Below are 17,382 nucleotides of genomic sequence, written 5' to 3'. Positions count from 1 at the left end.
TTCGGCGCCCCTAGGCTGCGACCCATGCCTTGCACCGGGTCTGCCTGCCATGCCTTCACTCGCCGCTTCCGCCACCTGCCAGTTGCTGCTGATCGGTCTGCTGGGCCTCAGCGGTTGCTCGCTGATTCCCGACTACCCGTGGCCGGCACTGCCGGTGCCGGCGCACCAGGGGCAGTGGCAACGGCAGGACGCCACGCCCGCGGCGGCCGTAGACCTCAGCCCTGACGAGCGCCAACTGCTGTCCGCGGTCAGCGCCGAAGCCCTGCTGCCAGCGCTGGTGGGCCAGGCGCTGGCGGGCAATCGAGACTACCGGATAACCCAGCTCAGGGTCGAGCAGGCGCGGGCGCAACTGGGGGCGCGCCAGGCCGAACGCTGGCCCACCCTGGGCCTGGCGGTGCAGCGGCCGCGCCAGCGCTTCGCCGACCAGGCGCTGGACGAGCGCTACCAGCAGGACCTGGCCACCGCCACCCTCGGCGTGGACGCCTTCGAACTGGACTTCTTCGGGCGGGTGGCCAGCCTGGGCGAAGAGGCCCGCCACCAGTTGCTGGCCAGCGAACTTGGCCAGCAGGCCGCGCGCGGCGCCCTGGTGGCCGAGGTGGCGCGCCTCTTCCTGGTAGCCCGCGAAGCCGATGCCCAGGTCGCCAGCGCCCAGGCCATGGCCGCGCTCAGCGACCAGCTGGTGCAGCGCACCCAGGCGCGCATCGCCGCCGGCGACCTGGCCCCGGCCGCGCTGGAGCCCCTGACCCAGGCCGCTCTCGAGGCGCGCCAGCAGGTGCAACAGCGACTGAGCCAGCGCGCCCAGGCCTATGGGGCGCTGGCCTGGGTCACCGGCTACCGGCTGGCGCCCTCGCCCAACGCTGCGCCAGTCCTGGCCGGTCCGCCGCCGGAATTGCCCGGCGAGCTGGCGGAGCTGCCCTCAAGTCGCCTGCTGGAGCGTCTCGACGTGCGCGCGGCCGAGGAGCGCCTGCAGGCGGCCAACGCCAGCATCGGCGCCGCCCGCGCCGCCTTTTTCCCGAGTATTCGCCTGAGCACCGCGGTGGGCCTGGCCAGTCCGCAATTGCAGGACCTGTTCAGCGCCGGCCAGGGGCTGCGCCTGCTGACGCCGTCGCTGTCCCTGCCGCTGTTCGACGGCGGGCGCAACAGCGCCAACCTGGATGCCGCCAGGACCGCCCGCGACCTGGCCCTGGCCGCCTACGAGCGCACCCTGCAGGACGCCTTTCGCGAACTGGCCGACGGCCTGGAAGAGCGCCGCCTGCTGCTCGCCCAGCGGCAGACCCTGGACGTCCAGCTGCAGTTGAGCCAGGCGCGCCGCCAGCGCCTGGCGCGCCAGTGGCAGGCCGGGGCCGGCGATCCCGGCGCCAGCCTGCATGCCAGCCTCGACGGGCTGCGCGCCAGCGAGGCGCTGCGCCAGACCGAGCAGGCCCTGCGCCTCAACCGCCTGCGCCTGTACCGCGCCCTGCACGGCCTCGACCACCCTTCCGCCACCTGAGAGGACTCGCCATGACCCGCACCACACTGCTGCCGCTGCTGCTCTGCCTGACGCCCCTGGCCGGCCAGGCGGCCGCCGCCTCGCCCTGGGGCGACCACACCGACGTCAGCCTCGGCCTGGTGGCCGGCGCGGTCAGTCGCTACATGAGTTCGGCGGATTATCGGCCGCAGCTGCTGCCGCTTGTAGTAGTCCAGCGCGGACCCTTCTTTGCCGACACCAGTCGCGGCCTCGGCCTGCAATGGCAGTCGGCCCAGGGGCTGACCCTCAGCGGCGCCCTGAACTACGACTTCGGCCGCGATGATCGCGACAACGCCTCGCGCCCAGGCGCCGACCGGCTGCGGGGTATGGGTGAGGTCGACGGCGCCACGGTGCTGGACCTCACCCTGAGCCAGGCCCTGGCGCCCTGGCTCAGCCTCAACGCCGAGGGCGAATGGCGACTGGCCGGGGCGCAGCGCGGCAATCGCTATCGCCTGGGGGTGGAAGCCATCGGCCTGCACACCGACCAGGACACCCTGGCACTGGATCTCGACGCCCACGCCGGCGACCGTCGCTTCAACCAGACCTATTTCGGCGTCACCGCCGCCCAGAGCGCCGCCAGCGGTTTCACCCCGGCGCGTCTCGAGCGGGGCATCTATGCCTATTCCGCCGCGCTGAACTGGTTGCACGCCTTCGATCCGCACTGGAGTTCGGTGGCGACCCTGACCACCACCTACTACGGCGAGCAGGCGCGCGACAGTCCGCTGCGGCAGCGCGCCACCGCCACCACCGCCCAAGTCGCCCTGACCTACAGCTTCTGATCCTGGAGCCCGCCATGCCCGGCCCGCGCCTGACCTCCGCCCTCACCTTCCTCTTGCTGCTCCCGCTGCTGGGCGGCTGTTCACCGGATGAACGCCCCGGTCCGGTGCCCCTGCGCACCGTCAAGCTCGCGCCGGTCGCCCGGCTGACGGCCCAGGCGCCGCTGCTGCCCGGCCTGGTGCGCCAACCGCGCAGCACGGCGCTGGCCTTCGAGAATGGCGGGCGGGTGCTGCGCGTCGCGGTGGACGTGGGCGCGCGCGTCACGGCCGGGCAGTTGCTCGCCGAGCAGGATGCCGAGCCCGCGCGCCTGCGCCTCGAACAGGCCAGCGCCCGGATGCAGGCCGCCCGGGTGGAGCTGGACCAGCGCCGCGCCGCGCAGCGGCGTGCCCGGCAGCTGTTCGCCGAAGGCAACCTGGCCAAGGCCGAGCTGGAAGCCGCCTGGGCCGCCCTGGGTGCGGCCCAGGCCCAGCAACGCGGTGCCGAAGCGGAGCTGGGCCTGGCGCGCCGCGCCCTGGCCCAGACCCGGCTGATGGCGCCCTTCGCTGGCCAGATCGTCCTGCGCGCGCCGGAACCCCTGCGCCTGATGGGCGCGGGCGAGACCCTGCTCGGGCTGCAGGCCGAGGGTGAACGCCAGGTGGTGGTGCAGGTGCCGGCGGCCCTGGCCCAGGGGCTGGCGCCCGGCGCCCAGGCGCAGGCCTATGCCACGCGCGCTGGCGCGCCCCTGGCGCTCCAGCTGGTCGGTCTTTCACCGCGCGCCGAGCAGGGACTGCTGCAGGAAGCGGTCTTCGCCCTCGACCAGGGGGCACCGGCCCTGCCCAGCGGCAGCCTGCTGGACGTGCGCCTGCCGCTGCCGGCCCAGGCGCAGCTGGCGGTGCCCCTGGGCGCACTGCTGCCCGGTCAGCGCGGCACCGCGGAGCAGGTCTTCGTCTACCAGCCGGAGACCCAGCAGGTGAAGCCGCGCCCGGTCACGGTGGCGGCCCTGCAGCAGGGCCAGGCGCTGATCGCCAGCGGCCTCGCCGAGGGTGAGCAGATCGTGGTGGCCGGCGCCGCCTTCCTGCGCGCGGGCGAGCATGTGCTGCCCTATCGGCCCAGCACCGTGCTCACGGGGGAGTAGGCCATGTCCCTGACCGCTTTCGCCCTGCGCCGGGGTCGCCTGGTGCTCTTTGTCGCCGTGGCCCTGTTACTGGGCGGACTCTATGCCTTTCTCGGCTTTCCCTCCCAGGAGGAACCCAGCGTGACGGTGCGCGACGCCCTGGTCAGCGTCGCCCTGCCCGGCCTGCCCAGCGACCGGGTGGAGGCGCTGCTGGCCAAGCCGCTGGAAGACCGTCTGCGCGAATTGCCCGAACTCAAGACCCTGGTGACTACCCTGAGACCCGGCCAGGCCATCATCCAGCTCACCGCCCGGGACGAGATCAGGGACCTGCCGGCGCTCTGGCAGCGCGTCCGCAACAAGGTCGCCGAGGTGGCGCCAGGCCTGCCCGAGGGCACCCAGGGCCCGCTGGTGGACGATGACTTCGGCCGGGTGGCGGTGGCGTCCATCGCCGTGACCGCGCCCGGTTTTTCGCCGAGCGAACTGCGCCGCGAGGTGGAAGGCCTGCGCCGCGCCCTCTATGGCCTGCCCGGGGTCGACCGCATCGCCCTCTATGGCCTGCAGGACGAGCGCGTCGTCCTGACCCTGGACGCCACCGCCCTGGCGCGCCTGGGCCTGTCGCCCCAGGCATTGCTGGCGCAGCTGCGCACCCGCAACGAACTGGTCAGCGGCGGCAGCCTCCGCGAGGGCGAGCGCGTCCTCAGCCTGGCCATCAGCGGCGAACTGGCCGATCCCGCCGCGCTACGCGCCGTGCCGATCCAGCTGGCCGAAGGCCGCGCCGTACCCCTGGCCGAGCTGGCCCAGGTGCGGGTCGAATCCGAGCAGCCGGTGCGCAGCGCCGCCTTCTATCGTGGCGAACGCGCCCTGGTGCTGGGCATCGCCATGACCCCGGGCCGCAATGTCGAAGCCTTCGGCGCCGCGCTGCACGACCGCCTCGCGGAACTGGCGACAACCCTGCCCACCGGCTTCGCCCTGCATCGGGTGACCTTCCAGGCCGAGGTGGTGCACCACGCCATGGCGCGTATGCAGCACGTGCTGATGGAAACCATGGTGATCGTCATGGCCGTGGTCATGCTATTCCTGGGCTGGCGCCTGGGACTGATCGTTGGCGCCATCGTACCGCTCACGGTACTGGCGACCCTGCTGGTCATGCGCGCCCTGGGCATCGAGTTGCAGACGGTGTCCATCGCCGCGCTGATCCTGGCCCTGGGGTTGCTGGTGGACAACGGCATCGTCATCGCCGAGGACATCGAACGGCGCCTGCGCGCGGGAGAGGCGCGGCGCGCCGCCTGCGAGGCCGCCGGCCGGACCCTGGCCATCCCGCTGCTGACCTCTTCGCTGGTGATCATCCTGGCCTTCTCGCCGTTCTTCCTCGGCCAGACCAGCACCAACGAATACCTGAGGTCCCTGGCCGTGGTGCTGGCGCTGACCCTGCTGGGCTCCTGGGCGCTGAGCCTGACGGTGACGCCGCTGCTCTGCCTGCGCCTGGTGCCGGACCCCAGCCATGTCGGGGCCAACACCGACAGCGCCGTGCACCGGGGCTATCGCCGCCTGCTGGAAGCTCTGCTGCGGCACCGGCTGGCCTATCTGCTGGCCATGCTCGGGCTGCTGGCGCTGGCCACCCTCAAGGTGCTCAGCCTGCCCTACGACTTCCTGCCGCCCTCGGATCGCAACCAGTTCCAGATCCCCCTCCAGCTGGAGCCGGGCACCTCGGCCCAGCGCACCCTGGAACTCATGCAAGGCTTCAGCCGCTGGCTGGGCGAGGATGCCGATATCGTCGAGAGCATCGGCTACGTCGCCGAGGGCGGACCACGCATCGTGCTGGGGCTGAATCCGCCGCTGCCCGGTCCCAATGTCGCCTATTTCACCGTCACCACCCGCCCGGACGCCGATCTCGCCCAGGTCATGGCCCGGGTCGGCGAGCAGCTGGCGCGCGCCTATCCCGAGGTGCGCGCCCAACCCAAGCGCTTTTCCCTGGGCACCACCGAAAGCGGCCTGGCGGTCTATCGCCTGAGCGGTCCGGACGAGGCGGTCCTGCGTCAGCTGGGCGCCGGCCTCGCCGACCTGCTCGCCGCCGTCCCCGGGACCCGCGACATCCAGGACGACTGGGGTCCGCGCCTGCTGCGCTACCAGGTCGAGGTCGACCCGGCCCGGGCCCGCGCCGCCGGACTCGACCGGCGCGACCTAGCCCAGGCGCTGCAACTGGCCGGCGATGGCCTGAGCGGCGCCCAGCTGCGCGATGGCCAGTATCCGGTCGAGATCGCCGCGCGCAGCACGCCCCCCGGCGGGGATCCGGGCAGCCTGCTGGTCCATCCCCAGGGCGGCGGCGCGCCGCTGCCGCTGGCGGCGGTGGCCCGGATCGAGCTGGCCAGCGAGGCCGGGGTCAAGGTCAGGCGCAATCTGCAGCGCACCCTCACGGTCAGCGCGCGCAATCCCGGCATGACCGCCGCCACCCTGGTCGCCACCCTCGTCCCCCAGTTGCCCACCCTGCAGTTGCCGCCCGGCTATCGCCTGGAGCTGGGCGGCGAGAGCGAGGATTCCGCCGCCGCCAACGACGCCCTGCTGCGCTATCTGCCGCTGGCCGCCGTGGCCATGCTGTTGCTGTTCCTCTGGCAATTCGATTCCTGGCGCAAGGTGCTGATCATCGTCGCCAGCATTCCCTTCATCCTCATCGGCGTAGCCCTGGCGCTGTGGCTGAGCGGCCATCCCTTCGGCTTCATGGCCACCTTCGGCCTGCTGTCCCTGGCCGGCATCATCGTCAACAACGCGGTCTTGCTGCTCGAACGCATCGAAGCCGAACGCCAGGCCGGCAAGCCCCTCGTCCCGGCGCTGCTCGACGCCGCCGGCGAGCGCCTGCGGCCGATCATCATGACCAAGCTCACCTGCATCCTCGGTCTCATCCCGCTGATGCTCTTTGCCGGTCCCCTGTGGACAGGCATGGCCATCAGCATGATCGGCGGCCTGGCGCTGGGCACCCTGGTGACCCTGGGGCTGATCCCGGTGCTCTACGGCCTGCTGTACGAAAGCCGCTAGCGGCGCGCCGAGACCGCGACCGGGCCGCTGCGCTGGTGGAAACGGTCAGGCGCATTATGCTTCAGGGACTTGGTGCCGCGCCGCGCGCCGACAAGGAATCGCTCATGACCGGACTCCAGCCCCCATCGGGGGCTGCCGCCTTGCCCCCGCTCGTCGTCATTGGCGCCTCCGCCGGCGGCATCACCAGCATCCAGCAGTTGTTCGAGGCCCTGGGCGCGCCGCTGCCCTTCGCCTTCATCGTGCTGCAGCACCTGCCCCCCGGCAGCCCCAGTGGGCTGTCCGGTCTCCTCGAGCTCTGGACGGCCATGCCGGTCGAGGCGGCCACGGACGGTACCCAACCTAGCGCCGCCACCGTGCACCTGCCCTCGCCCGACGACATCCTCACCCTCGGCGACCAGCGCTTCCGTACCCGCCCCGCCGCGGGTGGCCAGCGCCGACCGGGGGCGGATGCCATCGACGCCTTCCTGGAAAGCCTGTCGCCGCTGGAAGCCGCCCGTACCGTGGCAATAATCCTATCCGGCAGCGGCATGGACGGCACCGCCGGCGCCATCCAGGTACGCCAGGCCGGCGGCACGGTCATCGTCCAGGATCCGCTGACGGCCGCCTACGAGAGCATGCCCAATGCCGTCGTCCAGCGCGGCCTGCACCATCTGGCCCTGCCGGTCGCCGACATCGCCCGCTACCTGCTCGGCTGCGCCGCGCCGGACCATGCCTGGCCGACCACGGCGCTGCAGCAGACGCCCCTTGCCGTCACCCTCGAGCACATTCTGGCGCTGATCCGCCGGCAGGCGGCCTTCGACTTCAGCGGCTACAAGACCTCGCCACTGCTCTGGCGCATCCAGCAACGCATGGAAATCCGCCGGGTCTGGGCGTTCAGCGACTATGCCGACCTGCTGGAAGACGATCCCGCCGAGCTGGTGGCCCTGGTCAAGGGCATCCCGGTCCACGTCACCGAGTTCTTTCGTGACCCTGAGGTCTGGGAGGTCCTCGGCGAACAGGTGCTGCTGCCGCTGCTGAGTCGCCCGGACGCCGAGCCCCTGCGGGTCTGGATCCCCGCCTGTTCCACCGGCGAGGAAGCCTATTCGATGGCCATGCTGCTGGAGGAATTGCGCACGCGCCACGGCTGCACGACGGAGGCGCAGCTGTTCGCCACCGAACCGGTGCCGGAGATGCTCGCCCGGGCCAGCCGTGGTCTCTATCGCGGCAGCGAGCTGGCGACCCTGGCGCCGGCTCGGCGGGAGCGCTTCTTCTATGCGGTCGATGGTGCCTTCCGCGTCCGCCGGTCGCTGCGCGAGCACATGGTGTTCGCCGTCCAGGACCTGCTGCTCGATCCACCCCTGGCCACCATGGATCTGATCAGCTGCCGCAATCTGCTGATCTACCTGGACCCCGAGACCATCGACTTCGTGCTGCAGGTGCTGCACGGCGCGCTGAAACCGGGTGGCTATCTGCTGCTCGGCAAGAGCGAGGCCTATCCGCTGACGCGCCGCGGCTTCGCGCCGGTCGCCCTGCGCTGGAACCTGCACCGCAAGACCGGGCCCCTGCCGGATCAGCCGCCCGCCCTGCCGCAACGCGGCGGCCAGCGGACCCCCTCGTCCGCCGAAGCCCAGCGCAGCGCCCTGGAACAATTCGAACTGCCCTCGGTGCTGGTCGATGTCGAAGGCCAGGTGCTGCGCGTCTACGGCAATACCGAGGCCTTTCTCGGCCTGGCGGCGGGGGAACCGAGCTATCGGCTGCTCGACCTGGTGCCACGGCCCTGGGTGGCCCACCTGCGTCACCACCTGACCCGGGCCCTGCACGGCGGCAAGCCGTCGCTGATCGCCGGCTTGCCCGATCGCTTCGCTGGCCAGCTGAGCGTGACGCTGCGGATCACGCCCCTGGATGGCGCCGGCCAGCACGATCAGGTGCTGGTGTCCTTTATCCGCCAGACCGGCGAGCCGAGCCTACCCGCACTGGCGGCGGGCCCGGGCGCTGTCGTGCGGGTGGAAGAAGCGGACTGGCGCGAGGCCATCCGCCTCTCCCAGGAAGAGCTGGAGGCTTCGCGCGAAGAGCTGCAGGCGCTCAACGAGGAGCTGAAGGCGCTGAACGACGAGCTCAAGGACACCAACGAGAGTCTGCTGCTCAGCAACGCCGATCTGAACCAGGCGAACGGCTCGCTGCAGGAGCATATTGAGCAGTTGCAGATGCAGCGGCGCGTCCTGTCCTCGGGAGCGGTGATGACCCTCTGCCTGGATGAGGCGCTGAAGATCCGCTGGTTCACCCCGGCCATGGCCGAGCTGTTGCCCCTGCGCCAGGCCGATACCGGGCGCCACGTCCGTGATCTGGTGCCGCGCTTCCAGGATCCGGCGCTGTTCGAGGACATCGGCGCGGTGCTCCAGGGCAGCGCGCCGCGTACGGCGGTGGTGCCGTCCCAGGACGAGCGCTGGTTTCTCCGGCGGATCTCTGCGGATCCCGGCGACGTCCGTCCCGTCAGCGGGGTCGTCATCACCTTTGCCGACATCACCTTGCGCACCCGGGCGGAACTGGCGTTGCGCGAGCGGGAGCGCCAGCTCAAGCGCAGCCAGCACTGGCTCCTGGCGCAGAAGGAAGCCTTCCAGTCGGCCATGAAGGGCCAGGCGCTGTGCCTGTCCCTGGGTATTCTCACCCGCGCCCTGATCAGCGAATCGGGCGACCAGCGCCGCTGCGCCTTCTATCTGGCCGAAGGCAAGACCCTGACCCACGTGGTGGGGATGGCCGAGGGCTATGCCCGCGTGGTGAACGGCATGGTCATCTCCTCCGACTCCCTGGCCTGCGGCCTGGCGGTGGCGCAGGGCGAACCGGTCATCACCCGCGATGTGCTGGAGGAGCCGCGCTGGAACGACCTGGCCTGGCTGGCCCGCCAATTCGATTTCCGCGGCTGCTGGTCCTTTCCGGTCAAGACCGCGGCAGGCGAAAGCCTCGGCTCCCTGGCGATGTATTTCGAGCACCCGCACCTGCCGGACGCCGTCGACCTGGAGCTGGCGGCCGCCTTCACCCATACCGCGGCCATCATCATCTGGCGCCATCTGCAGACCGGCGGCGAACAGCCCGCCAGTGCTGAAGCGGTCTATCCGGCGCGCGGGTGACGACTCAGGTGGTGGCGCCCAGTTGCCAGGGGACGAATTCGTTCTGCCCGTAGCCGTGCAACTCGCTGCGGCTACGCTCGCCCGACGCCAGCGCCAGCAGCCGCTCGAAGATGAAGGCGCCACGTTCCTCCAGGGTGGTGCTGCCATCCACCAGGCCACCGCAATCCACGTCCATGTCGTCGCGCTGGCTCTCCCAGAGGCGGGTATTGGTGGCGATCTTCAGCGAGGGCGTCGGCGCGCAGCCATAGGCCGAACCCCGGCCGGTGGTGAAGGCGATGAGGTTGGCGCCGCCCGCCACCTGGCCGGTAGCCGAGACCGGGTCGTAGCCGGGGGTGTCCATGAACACCAGGCCCGGGCTGCGCACCGGCTCGGCGTAGCCATAGACCGCCATGAGATCGGTGGAGCCGGCCTTGATCACCGCGCCAAGGGATTTTTCCAGGATGGTGGTCAGGCCGCCGGCCTTGTTGCCCGCCGAGGGATTGTTGTCCAGGCTGGCGCCGAAGCGCGCGCAATAGTCTTCCCACCAGCGGATGCGTTCCACCAGGCGCTCGCCCACCGCCGGACTGGCGGCGCGCCGGGTGAGCAGGTGTTCGGCGCCATAGATCTCCGGGGTTTCCGAGAGAATGGCGGTGCCCCCGGCGGCGACCAGCAGGTCCACCGCCCGGCCCAGGGCGGGATTGGCGCTGATACCGGAATAGCCGTCCGAGCCACCGCACTGCAGGCCCAGGATCAGATGCCGCGCACTGACCGGCTCGCGCTGCACCGCATTGGCCGCGGGCAGCAACGCCTCGACCGCGGCGATGCCGCGGGCCACGGTGGCGGTGGTGCCGCCGCTGTCCTGGATATTGAGGGTCTGCAGTCCCGCATGCTCGCTGAGGCCCTGGTCGACCAGCAATGAGGGGATCTGGTTGGCTTCGCAGCCCAGGCCGATGAACAGCACGGCAGCGAAGTTGGCGTGGGACGCATAGCCGCCCAGGGTGCGGCGCAGCACCGCCATGCCCTCGCCCTGGGTGTCGATGCCGCACCCGACGCCATGGGTCAGGGCGACCACGCCGTCGACGTTGGGATAGGGCCCCAGCGCCGCGGGATGGACGTCGCGGCGGAAATGGTCGGCCACCGCCCGGGCCACCGTGGCCGAGCAATTCACCGAGGTGAGGATGCCGATGTAGTTGCGGGTCGCTACCCGGCCATCCGGACGGACGATGCCGAGAAAGCTCCGCTCGATGGGCGCCGGGGCGCCACGGGCCTCGATGCCGAAGGCGTGCTCGCGGGTGAAGTCGCCCATGGCCAGGTTGTGCACGTGCACATGGCTGCCGGCGGCGATGGGCTCGCGGGCGAAGCCAATGATCTGGCCATAGCGCCGCACCGGTGCGCCTGCCGCGATGGCACGCACCGCGACCTTGTGACCGGCCGGCACCGGCTCGCGGACCTGCACGCCCTCCTCCGGCAATTCCAGGCCGGGCACCAGCGCCTGGCGGGCGATGAGCACATCGTCTTGCGGATGCAGACGCAGGGTGGCGCGGGCAGCGGCCGCGGCGCCGCTGCGGGTGATCAATTCCATGTAAGTCTCCACGTCAGCATTCGGGGTTGGCCTCGACCGCGCCGATGGCGGGATCGCGCACGGGGTAGTTCTGATAGCCGCCGATCCGCATCAGCCACGTTCCTCTTCCAGCCGCCGCACGGCCTGTTCCACACCCCGCAATTCCGCCAGGCCCTTGAGCCGGCCGATCAGCGAATAGCCCGGATTGGTCCGCCGGCCCTGGTCATCCAGCAGCTGGTGGCCATGGTCCGGCCTCATGGGCAGGCGCGCCCCGCCTGCGCGTTCGCGGCGACGTTCCTCGCGCACCAGTTCGCGGATCACCCCGACCATGTCGACGTCGCCGTCCAGGTGATGGGCCTCGTGGAAACTGCGCGGATCCGCCTCGCGCCGGGTCGCCCGCAGGTGGACGAAGTGAATGCGCGGCGCGAACTGGCGGGCCATGGCCACCAGGTCGTTGTCGGCACGCACGCCATAGGAGCCGGTGCAGAATGTCAGGCCGTTGGCCGGGCTCGGCACCGCGTCCAGCAACCACTGGGCGTCGGCGGCGGTGGAGACCACCCGCGGCAGCCCCAGCAGCGGTCGCGGCGGATCGTCCGGATGCACCCCCAGGCGGATGCCCACCTCCTCCGCCACCGGCACCACGGCTTGGAGAAAGACCGCGAGGTGCTCGCGCAGCCGCGCGGCGTCGATGCCGGCATAGGTGGCCAGCAGGGCGCGCAGGTCGGCGACCGAGTAGCCTTCCTCGGCGCCCGGCAGGCCGGCGATGAGGGTCCGCACCAGTTCTTCGCGCCCGGCGTCGTCGAGCCCGGCGTGATAGCGGCGCGCCCGCTCGATCTCCTCAGCCGTGTACTCGGCCGCGGCGCCCTCCCGCTGGAGGATGCAGAGATCGAAGGCGGCGAAGGCGTCCTGATCGAATCTCAGCGCCCAGCCGCCGTCGGGCAACCGATGCGCCAGCTGGGTGCGGGTCCAGTCCAGCACCGGCATGAAGTTGTAGCAGACCACGTCGATGCCGCACTGGGCGAGGTTGCGCAGGCTCTGGCGGTAATTTTCCAGATAGCGCTCGCGGCCCGGCAGGCCGCGCTTGATGTCCTCATGGACCGGGATGCTTTCCACCACCGACCAGGAGAGCCCCGCCGCCTCGATCAGCGCCTTGCGCTCGGCGATGGCCGCCACCGGCCAGACCTCGCCATTGGCGATCTCGTGCAGCGCCGTGACGATGCCGGTGGCCCCGGTCTGGCGGATGTCGGCGAGGGAGATGGGATCGCGCGGGCCGAACCAGCGCCAGGTGTGTTCCATGTCAGACTCCTCTATCGGTCAGATCGGCGATGGCCGCGGCGATGCCCGCCGTGGTGATGCGCGCGTGGGCCCGGCGCACCGCGGCGCGAAAGACGGGGTGCGCGGCCAGGTCGGGGGGAAAGACCTCGGCCAGCGCCAGCACGGCGTCCACCCGCGCCGCGCCCACAGGCAAGGCGGCCAGGGTGGCGCGCAGGGGATCGTCCAGCGCCTCGCCCTCGCCTTCACCATAGTGGATCCAGGCCGCCACGCCGAGGGCGGTGCAGGCCGGATCGCCGCCCTGCTCCAGCAGCTGCCGGGCACCCAGCAGCCAGCGCTGGGGCAGCTTCTGCGAGCCGTCCATGGCGATCTGCCGCAGGCGGTGCTGCAGGGCGTCGTTACGGAAGCGCGCGACCAGCGCCCGGGCATAGGCCGGCAGATCCACGCCTTCCGGCATGTCCAGGGTCGGCGCCGCCTCGCGACTCATGTAGCGGTGCACCAGGGCCGCCAGGCGTTCATCGGCCATGGCCTCGGCCACGGTGCCGTGACCGGCCAGGCTGCCGACATAGGCCAGCAGCGAATGACTGCCATTGAGCAGGCGCAGCTTCATGGTCTCGAAGGGGCGGACGTCCGCCACCATCTGCACCCCTTCCTGCTCCCAGTCCGGGCGCCCTTGCGGAAAGCGGTCCTCGACCACCCACTGGCTGAAGGCCTCACCCACCACGGCAGCCGGGTCATCGCAGCCGAGATCGCGCAGTCGCGCGAAGGCCGCTTCGTCCATGGCCGGGACGATGCGATCCACCATGCTGCAGGGAAAGGCCACGGCGGTGGCGATCCAGGCCGCCAGTCCGGCGTCCTGGGCCTCGGCCAGGGACACCACCGCCTGGCGGGTCCGCTGGCCGTTGTCCGGCATGTTGTCGCAGCAGAGCACGGTGAAGGGCGCGATGCCGGCCGCGCGACGCCGGCGCAGGCCTTCCACCAGCAATCCCGGCGCGGTGCGCGGCGCCCGCGGTTCCGCCAAGTCGTGGACGATGCCGGGATCATCGCGGCGCAGGGCGCCGCTGGCCGGACTCAGGCAATAGCCTTTCTCCGTCACCGTCAGGGTGACGATGCGCACCCCGGGATCGGCCAGCCGCGCCAGCAGGGCCTCGCGCCCGGCCCCGCCGTCGCCGGCATAGAGCACCTCGCGCAGGGCGCCGATCTCGCGCAATACCCCTTCCCGCCGGTTGCGGTACTCGGCCACGTGATAACGGCCACCACTGGCCTCCAGGGTCTCCACCAGCGCCCGCCCCGATCTGAGGTTGGCGCTGCACAGGCCCCAGGCGCCGCCGCTGTGGCGGGCCAGGTTGCGCTCCAGGTAGACCGCCTGGTGGGCGCGATGGAAGGCGCCCAGGCCCAGGTGAACGATACCGATGGCCGGCGCCGGATAGCGCGAAGGAATACGTTCGAAATCGCTCATCGGGCGCCTCCGGTGGCCAGCGCGGCGGGTGAGTCCGCCGGCCGCTCGGCCAGCGGCTTGACGAAGCGCGCCACGCACAGCGAACCGATCACGGTCAGGGCGCCGGCCAGCAGGAAGGCGCTGGTGAAGGCCCCGGTGAATTGCACCAGGTAGCCGGTCACCGCCGGGCCGATGATGCCCGAGGTGTTGGCCAGGAAGTGCATGAAGCCGCTCACCCCGCCCACCCGCGCCGCCGGTACCGTGTCCTGGATGATCGCCCAGTAGATGGCGCCGGTCAGATAGAGGAAGAACACCGAGAGCGCCACCAGGGCCACCGCGGCATAGAGGGTGCTGACCAGGCCGGCCACGGCGATGCACAGGGCGCAAGCCAGCAGGCAGGTCACCAGCACCACCTTGCGCGAGAACATCAGCCGCCCGGTCTTGCGGAACACCCAGTCGGACAGATAGCCGCCCACCGCCAGGCCGATGAAGCCCAGCACCCAGGGGATCACCGTGGCGATGCTCATGTCCTTCACGTTGAGGCCATAGGCCTGGATCAGGTAGCTGGGAAACCAGGTGAGGAAAAAGAACAGGGTGTAGTTGTAGGCGAAGAATGCCAGGGCGGTGAACAGCACCGTGGGCTGGCGCAGGTAGTACTTGAGCGGCCTGACCTCGGTGTCCACCACGGCCACGGCGCGCTCCTCGGCGGCGATGTCGGCGGCCAGCTGGCCGCTGGGCTTGTCCTTGATCCAGAGGTACCAGACCACCGCCCAGACGAAGCCGATCAGCATGATGACGACAAAGGACACCTTCCAGCCGTAGGTCACCGCGATCACCCCGACGATGGGGCCGGAGATGGCGCCGCCCAGGGGCGTGCCCGACATCGACAGACCCAGGGTGCGACCACGGTTGTGGGGCGCGTACCAGTTATTAACCATCTTGCTGGTGGAGACGCTCAGGGGGCCCTCGGCCATGCCGAACAGCACCCGGATCACGATCAGCGCGGCGAAGCCCGAGGCCAGCACCGTCAGGCCGCTGAACGCCGACCAGAGCACCATGGCCAGCAGTAGAGTGGTCTTGGCGCCATAGCGGTCGGCGGCCCAGCCACCGATGAAATTGAACGCTGCATAGCCGACGAAGAAGGCACTGAACAGCAGCCCCATCTCGCCGGCGCTGAGCGCGAAGTCCTTCTGGATCAGCGGCGCCGCCACCGACAGCGCCGAGCGATCCAGATAGTTGACGACCCCCGCCAGGAACAGCATGACGAGTACCAGTCCACGACCTTGTCCAGCCATTTGTTACCTCCCGCTCATTGTCTTTATTCGGTAAGGCATCGGAGAAGCGCCCCTTGCGGAGCGCGCGTTGTCAGGCGTTGCCACCCCACTGCACCAGCACCTTGCGGGTCTGCTCGGGGTGTCTTTCGATCAGCTCGATGGCGCCCGGCATCTCCTGGCTGGCCACCTGGTGGCTGATCAGCGCCGCAGCATCCAGCCGGCCCGCCGCCAGCAGCTCGATGACCCGCGGAAAGCGGCCGTTGTTGAGCCGCGAACCCACCAGCGTCAGTTCCTTCTTGATGATCTCCAGTTGCACCAGCTCGCTGGGCGTGGCGCTGAAACCCAGCAGGCCGATGCGCCCGGCCGGCGACGCCAGCCGGACGATCTCCGGCAGCAAGGCCGGATGGCAGGCGGCGTCGACGATCAGCGGCACGCCCTCGCCGCCGGTGGCCTCGCGCATGGCCGCCTCGACGCTGGTGTCGCGGCCATTGAGGATGCGGGTCGCGCCCAGGGACCGGGCGGTGGCGAGGCGATCGTCCAGCACATCGGTCACCGTGATGTCGGCGATGCCCAGCGCCCGGGCCATCTGCACCAGGGTCAGGCCGATCACGCCGGCGCCGTAGATCAGCAGAGAATCTCCGGGCAGGAACTGCATCCGCTCCAGCACATTGAGGGCGATGCTGTAGGGCTCGACCAGCGCGGCCTGGGCCAGCGGCAGACCAGGCGGCAGGCGATGGGCATTGGCCGCGGGTACGCAGACCTCTTCGCTGAAACCTCCATCGCGGTGCACCCCCAGCACCTGCAGGCGACTGCAGACATTGGGCCGACCGATGCGGCAGGGATAGCAATGGCCGCAGGCGATCACCGGATCGACGCAGACCGGATCGCCCACCGCCAGCCCGCTCACACCCTCGCCCACCTCGCGCACCACGCCGGCGAATTCATGGCCGGTGACGCGGGGAAAGCGCACGAAGGCGTTCTGCCCATGGATGATGTGCATGTCCGAGCCGCAGATGCCGGCATAGGCCACCCCGACGCGGAGCTCGCCGGGTGCCAGCGTGGGTACCGCGACCTCTTCGATGCTGAATTCGTGGGGCGCTCTGACCTGAAAGGCTTTCATCCTGGATTCCTCGCTCACCAGTGCCACAGGGTGCCATCCACCAGCCGGTTCACCGGCAGGCTGGCGCGTTGGTAGGGATAACGGGCGGCGAGGTCTTCATCGATGTCCACGCCGTGGCCGGGCACCTCGCCCGGGGTGAAATGGCCGTCCGCGAAGCGATAGGCATGGGGAAAGACCTCTTCGATGCGCGCCTCGTGGGGCATATGCTCCTGGATGCCGAAGTTGGGCACCCAGGTGTCGAAGTGCAGCGCCGCGCCCATGCACACCGGCGACAGGTCGGTGGCGCCATGGAAGCCGGTGCGCACCTGGTAGAGCGCCGCCAGATCGGCGATGCGCCTCATGTGGGTGATGCCGCCGGCATGCACCAGGGTGGCGCGGATATAGTCGATCAGTTGCTCCTGGATCAGCTCGCGGCAGTCGTGGATGGAGTTGAACACCTCGCCGACCGCCAGCGGCGTGGTGGTGTGCTGGCGGATCAGGCGAAAGGCCTCCTGGTTTTCCGCCGGGGTGCAGTCCTCCAGCCAGAACAGGTTGTATTCCTCGACCCGCTTGCCCAGCCGTCCCGCCTCGATGGGCGTCAGCCGGTGGTGCACGTCGTGCAGCAGGTGCAGGTCGTCGCCAAAGCGCTCGCGCACCGCGGCGAACAGCTTGGGCACATGATTGAGGTACTTGGCGGTGTCCCATACGTGCTCGGCCGGCAGATCGCTGTCGGCCGGCTCGTAGCGCTCGCCTTCGCGCTTGGCCACGCCGTAGGTGGTGGGAATGCCCGGCACCCCGCACTGCACCCGCACCGCGCGATAGCCCTGCTCCACATGGCGGGCCACCTCGTCCAGGCAGCTATCGATGTCCTTGCCGGTGGCGTGGCCATAGACCATCACCCGCTCGCGACTCTTGCCGCCGAGCAACTGGTACAGCGGCATACCGGCGGCCTTGGCCTTGAGATCCCAGAGCGCCACGTCCACCGCGGCGATGGCGGTCATGGTGACCGGTCCGCGCCGCCAGTAGGCGCCGCGATAGAGGTACTGCCAGATGTCTTCGATGCGGTGGGCGTCGCGACCGATCAGCGCCGGCAGCACGTGCTCTTCCAGATAGGCCACCACCGCCAGCTCGCGGCCGTTGAGGGTGGCGTCGCCGAGGCCATAGAGGCCTTCGTCGGTGACGATCTTGAGCGTGACCAGGTTGCGGCCGGGACAGGTAACGATGACGCGGGCTTCGGTGATCTTCATG

Annotated in this window: 11 protein-coding genes; 5 read left to right on the top strand and 6 right to left on the bottom strand. The window is 70.5% G+C overall.

The window, feature by feature from the left end:
• The first annotated feature begins 49 nt into the window (after nucleotides 1-49).
• The 5 genes from FHR73_RS04540 to FHR73_RS04520 all read left to right on the top strand — a co-directional run bounded on the left by FHR73_RS04540 (nucleotide 50) and on the right by FHR73_RS04520 (nucleotide 9,511).
• Complete coding sequence (locus FHR73_RS04540; RefSeq protein ID WP_183629762.1) at nucleotides 50-1,489, top strand: efflux transporter outer membrane subunit; 1,440 nt, start codon at nucleotides 50-52, stop codon at nucleotides 1,487-1,489.
• Between the two features lie 11 nt (nucleotides 1,490-1,500).
• Complete coding sequence (locus tag FHR73_RS04535) at nucleotides 1,501-2,286, top strand: MipA/OmpV family protein (protein ID WP_183629761.1); 786 nt, start codon at nucleotides 1,501-1,503, stop codon at nucleotides 2,284-2,286.
• A 14-nt stretch (nucleotides 2,287-2,300) separates the two neighbouring features.
• Nucleotides 2,301-3,398 carry an efflux RND transporter periplasmic adaptor subunit gene (locus tag FHR73_RS04530; RefSeq protein ID WP_183629760.1) on the top strand — a complete coding sequence of 366 codons (1,098 nt, stop codon included), beginning with the start codon at nucleotides 2,301-2,303 and terminating at the stop codon, nucleotides 3,396-3,398.
• Nucleotides 3,399-3,401: 3 nt separating this feature from the next.
• A complete protein-coding gene (locus FHR73_RS04525) occupies nucleotides 3,402-6,407 on the top strand; it encodes an efflux RND transporter permease subunit (protein ID WP_183629759.1) in 3,006 nt (1,001 codons plus the stop codon).
• A gap of 140 nt (nucleotides 6,408-6,547) precedes the next feature.
• Nucleotides 6,548-9,511, top strand: coding sequence for a CheR family methyltransferase (locus FHR73_RS04520; protein ID WP_260175591.1), 2,964 nt, complete (start codon nucleotides 6,548-6,550; stop codon nucleotides 9,509-9,511).
• 4 nt (nucleotides 9,512-9,515) lie between these two features.
• On the opposite strand, the gene FHR73_RS04515 is transcribed toward FHR73_RS04520, so the two are convergent.
• From FHR73_RS04515 to manD, 6 genes are all read right to left on the bottom strand, one after another.
• Nucleotides 9,516-11,072, bottom strand: a complete 1,557-nt coding sequence (locus FHR73_RS04515) for a UxaA family hydrolase (protein ID WP_183629757.1) — start codon at nucleotides 11,070-11,072, stop codon at nucleotides 9,516-9,518.
• 90 nt (nucleotides 11,073-11,162) lie between these two features.
• Nucleotides 11,163-12,347, bottom strand: a complete 1,185-nt coding sequence (gene uxuA / locus FHR73_RS04510) for a mannonate dehydratase (RefSeq protein WP_183629756.1) — start codon at nucleotides 12,345-12,347, stop codon at nucleotides 11,163-11,165.
• A 1-nt stretch (nucleotide 12,348) separates the two neighbouring features.
• On the bottom strand, nucleotides 12,349-13,782 hold the full coding sequence (locus tag FHR73_RS04505; RefSeq protein ID WP_183629755.1) for a mannitol dehydrogenase family protein: 1,434 nt from the start codon (nucleotides 13,780-13,782) through the stop codon (nucleotides 12,349-12,351).
• On the bottom strand, nucleotides 13,779-15,056 hold the full coding sequence (locus tag FHR73_RS04500; RefSeq protein ID WP_183629754.1) for an MFS transporter: 1,278 nt from the start codon (nucleotides 15,054-15,056) through the stop codon (nucleotides 13,779-13,781). Before FHR73_RS04500 ends, FHR73_RS04505 begins: the two co-directional genes overlap by 4 nt.
• 70 nt (nucleotides 15,057-15,126) lie before the next feature.
• Nucleotides 15,127-16,155, bottom strand: a complete 1,029-nt coding sequence (locus FHR73_RS04495; RefSeq protein ID WP_183629753.1) for a Zn-dependent oxidoreductase — start codon at nucleotides 16,153-16,155, stop codon at nucleotides 15,127-15,129.
• Nucleotides 16,156-16,169: 14 nt separating this feature from the next.
• Complete coding sequence (gene manD, locus FHR73_RS04490; protein WP_183629752.1) at nucleotides 16,170-17,381, bottom strand: D-mannonate dehydratase ManD; 1,212 nt, start codon at nucleotides 17,379-17,381, stop codon at nucleotides 16,170-16,172.
• Nucleotide 17,382 lies beyond the last annotated feature (1 nt).

Origin of the sequence: Pseudomonas sp. AS2.8 (assembly GCF_014190935.1) — a bacterium.
Lineage (GTDB): Bacteria > Pseudomonadota > Gammaproteobacteria > Pseudomonadales > Pseudomonadaceae > Chryseomonas.
Note: the sequence above shows the minus strand (reverse complement) of the source record. Positions and strands in the feature narration are given on the sequence as shown.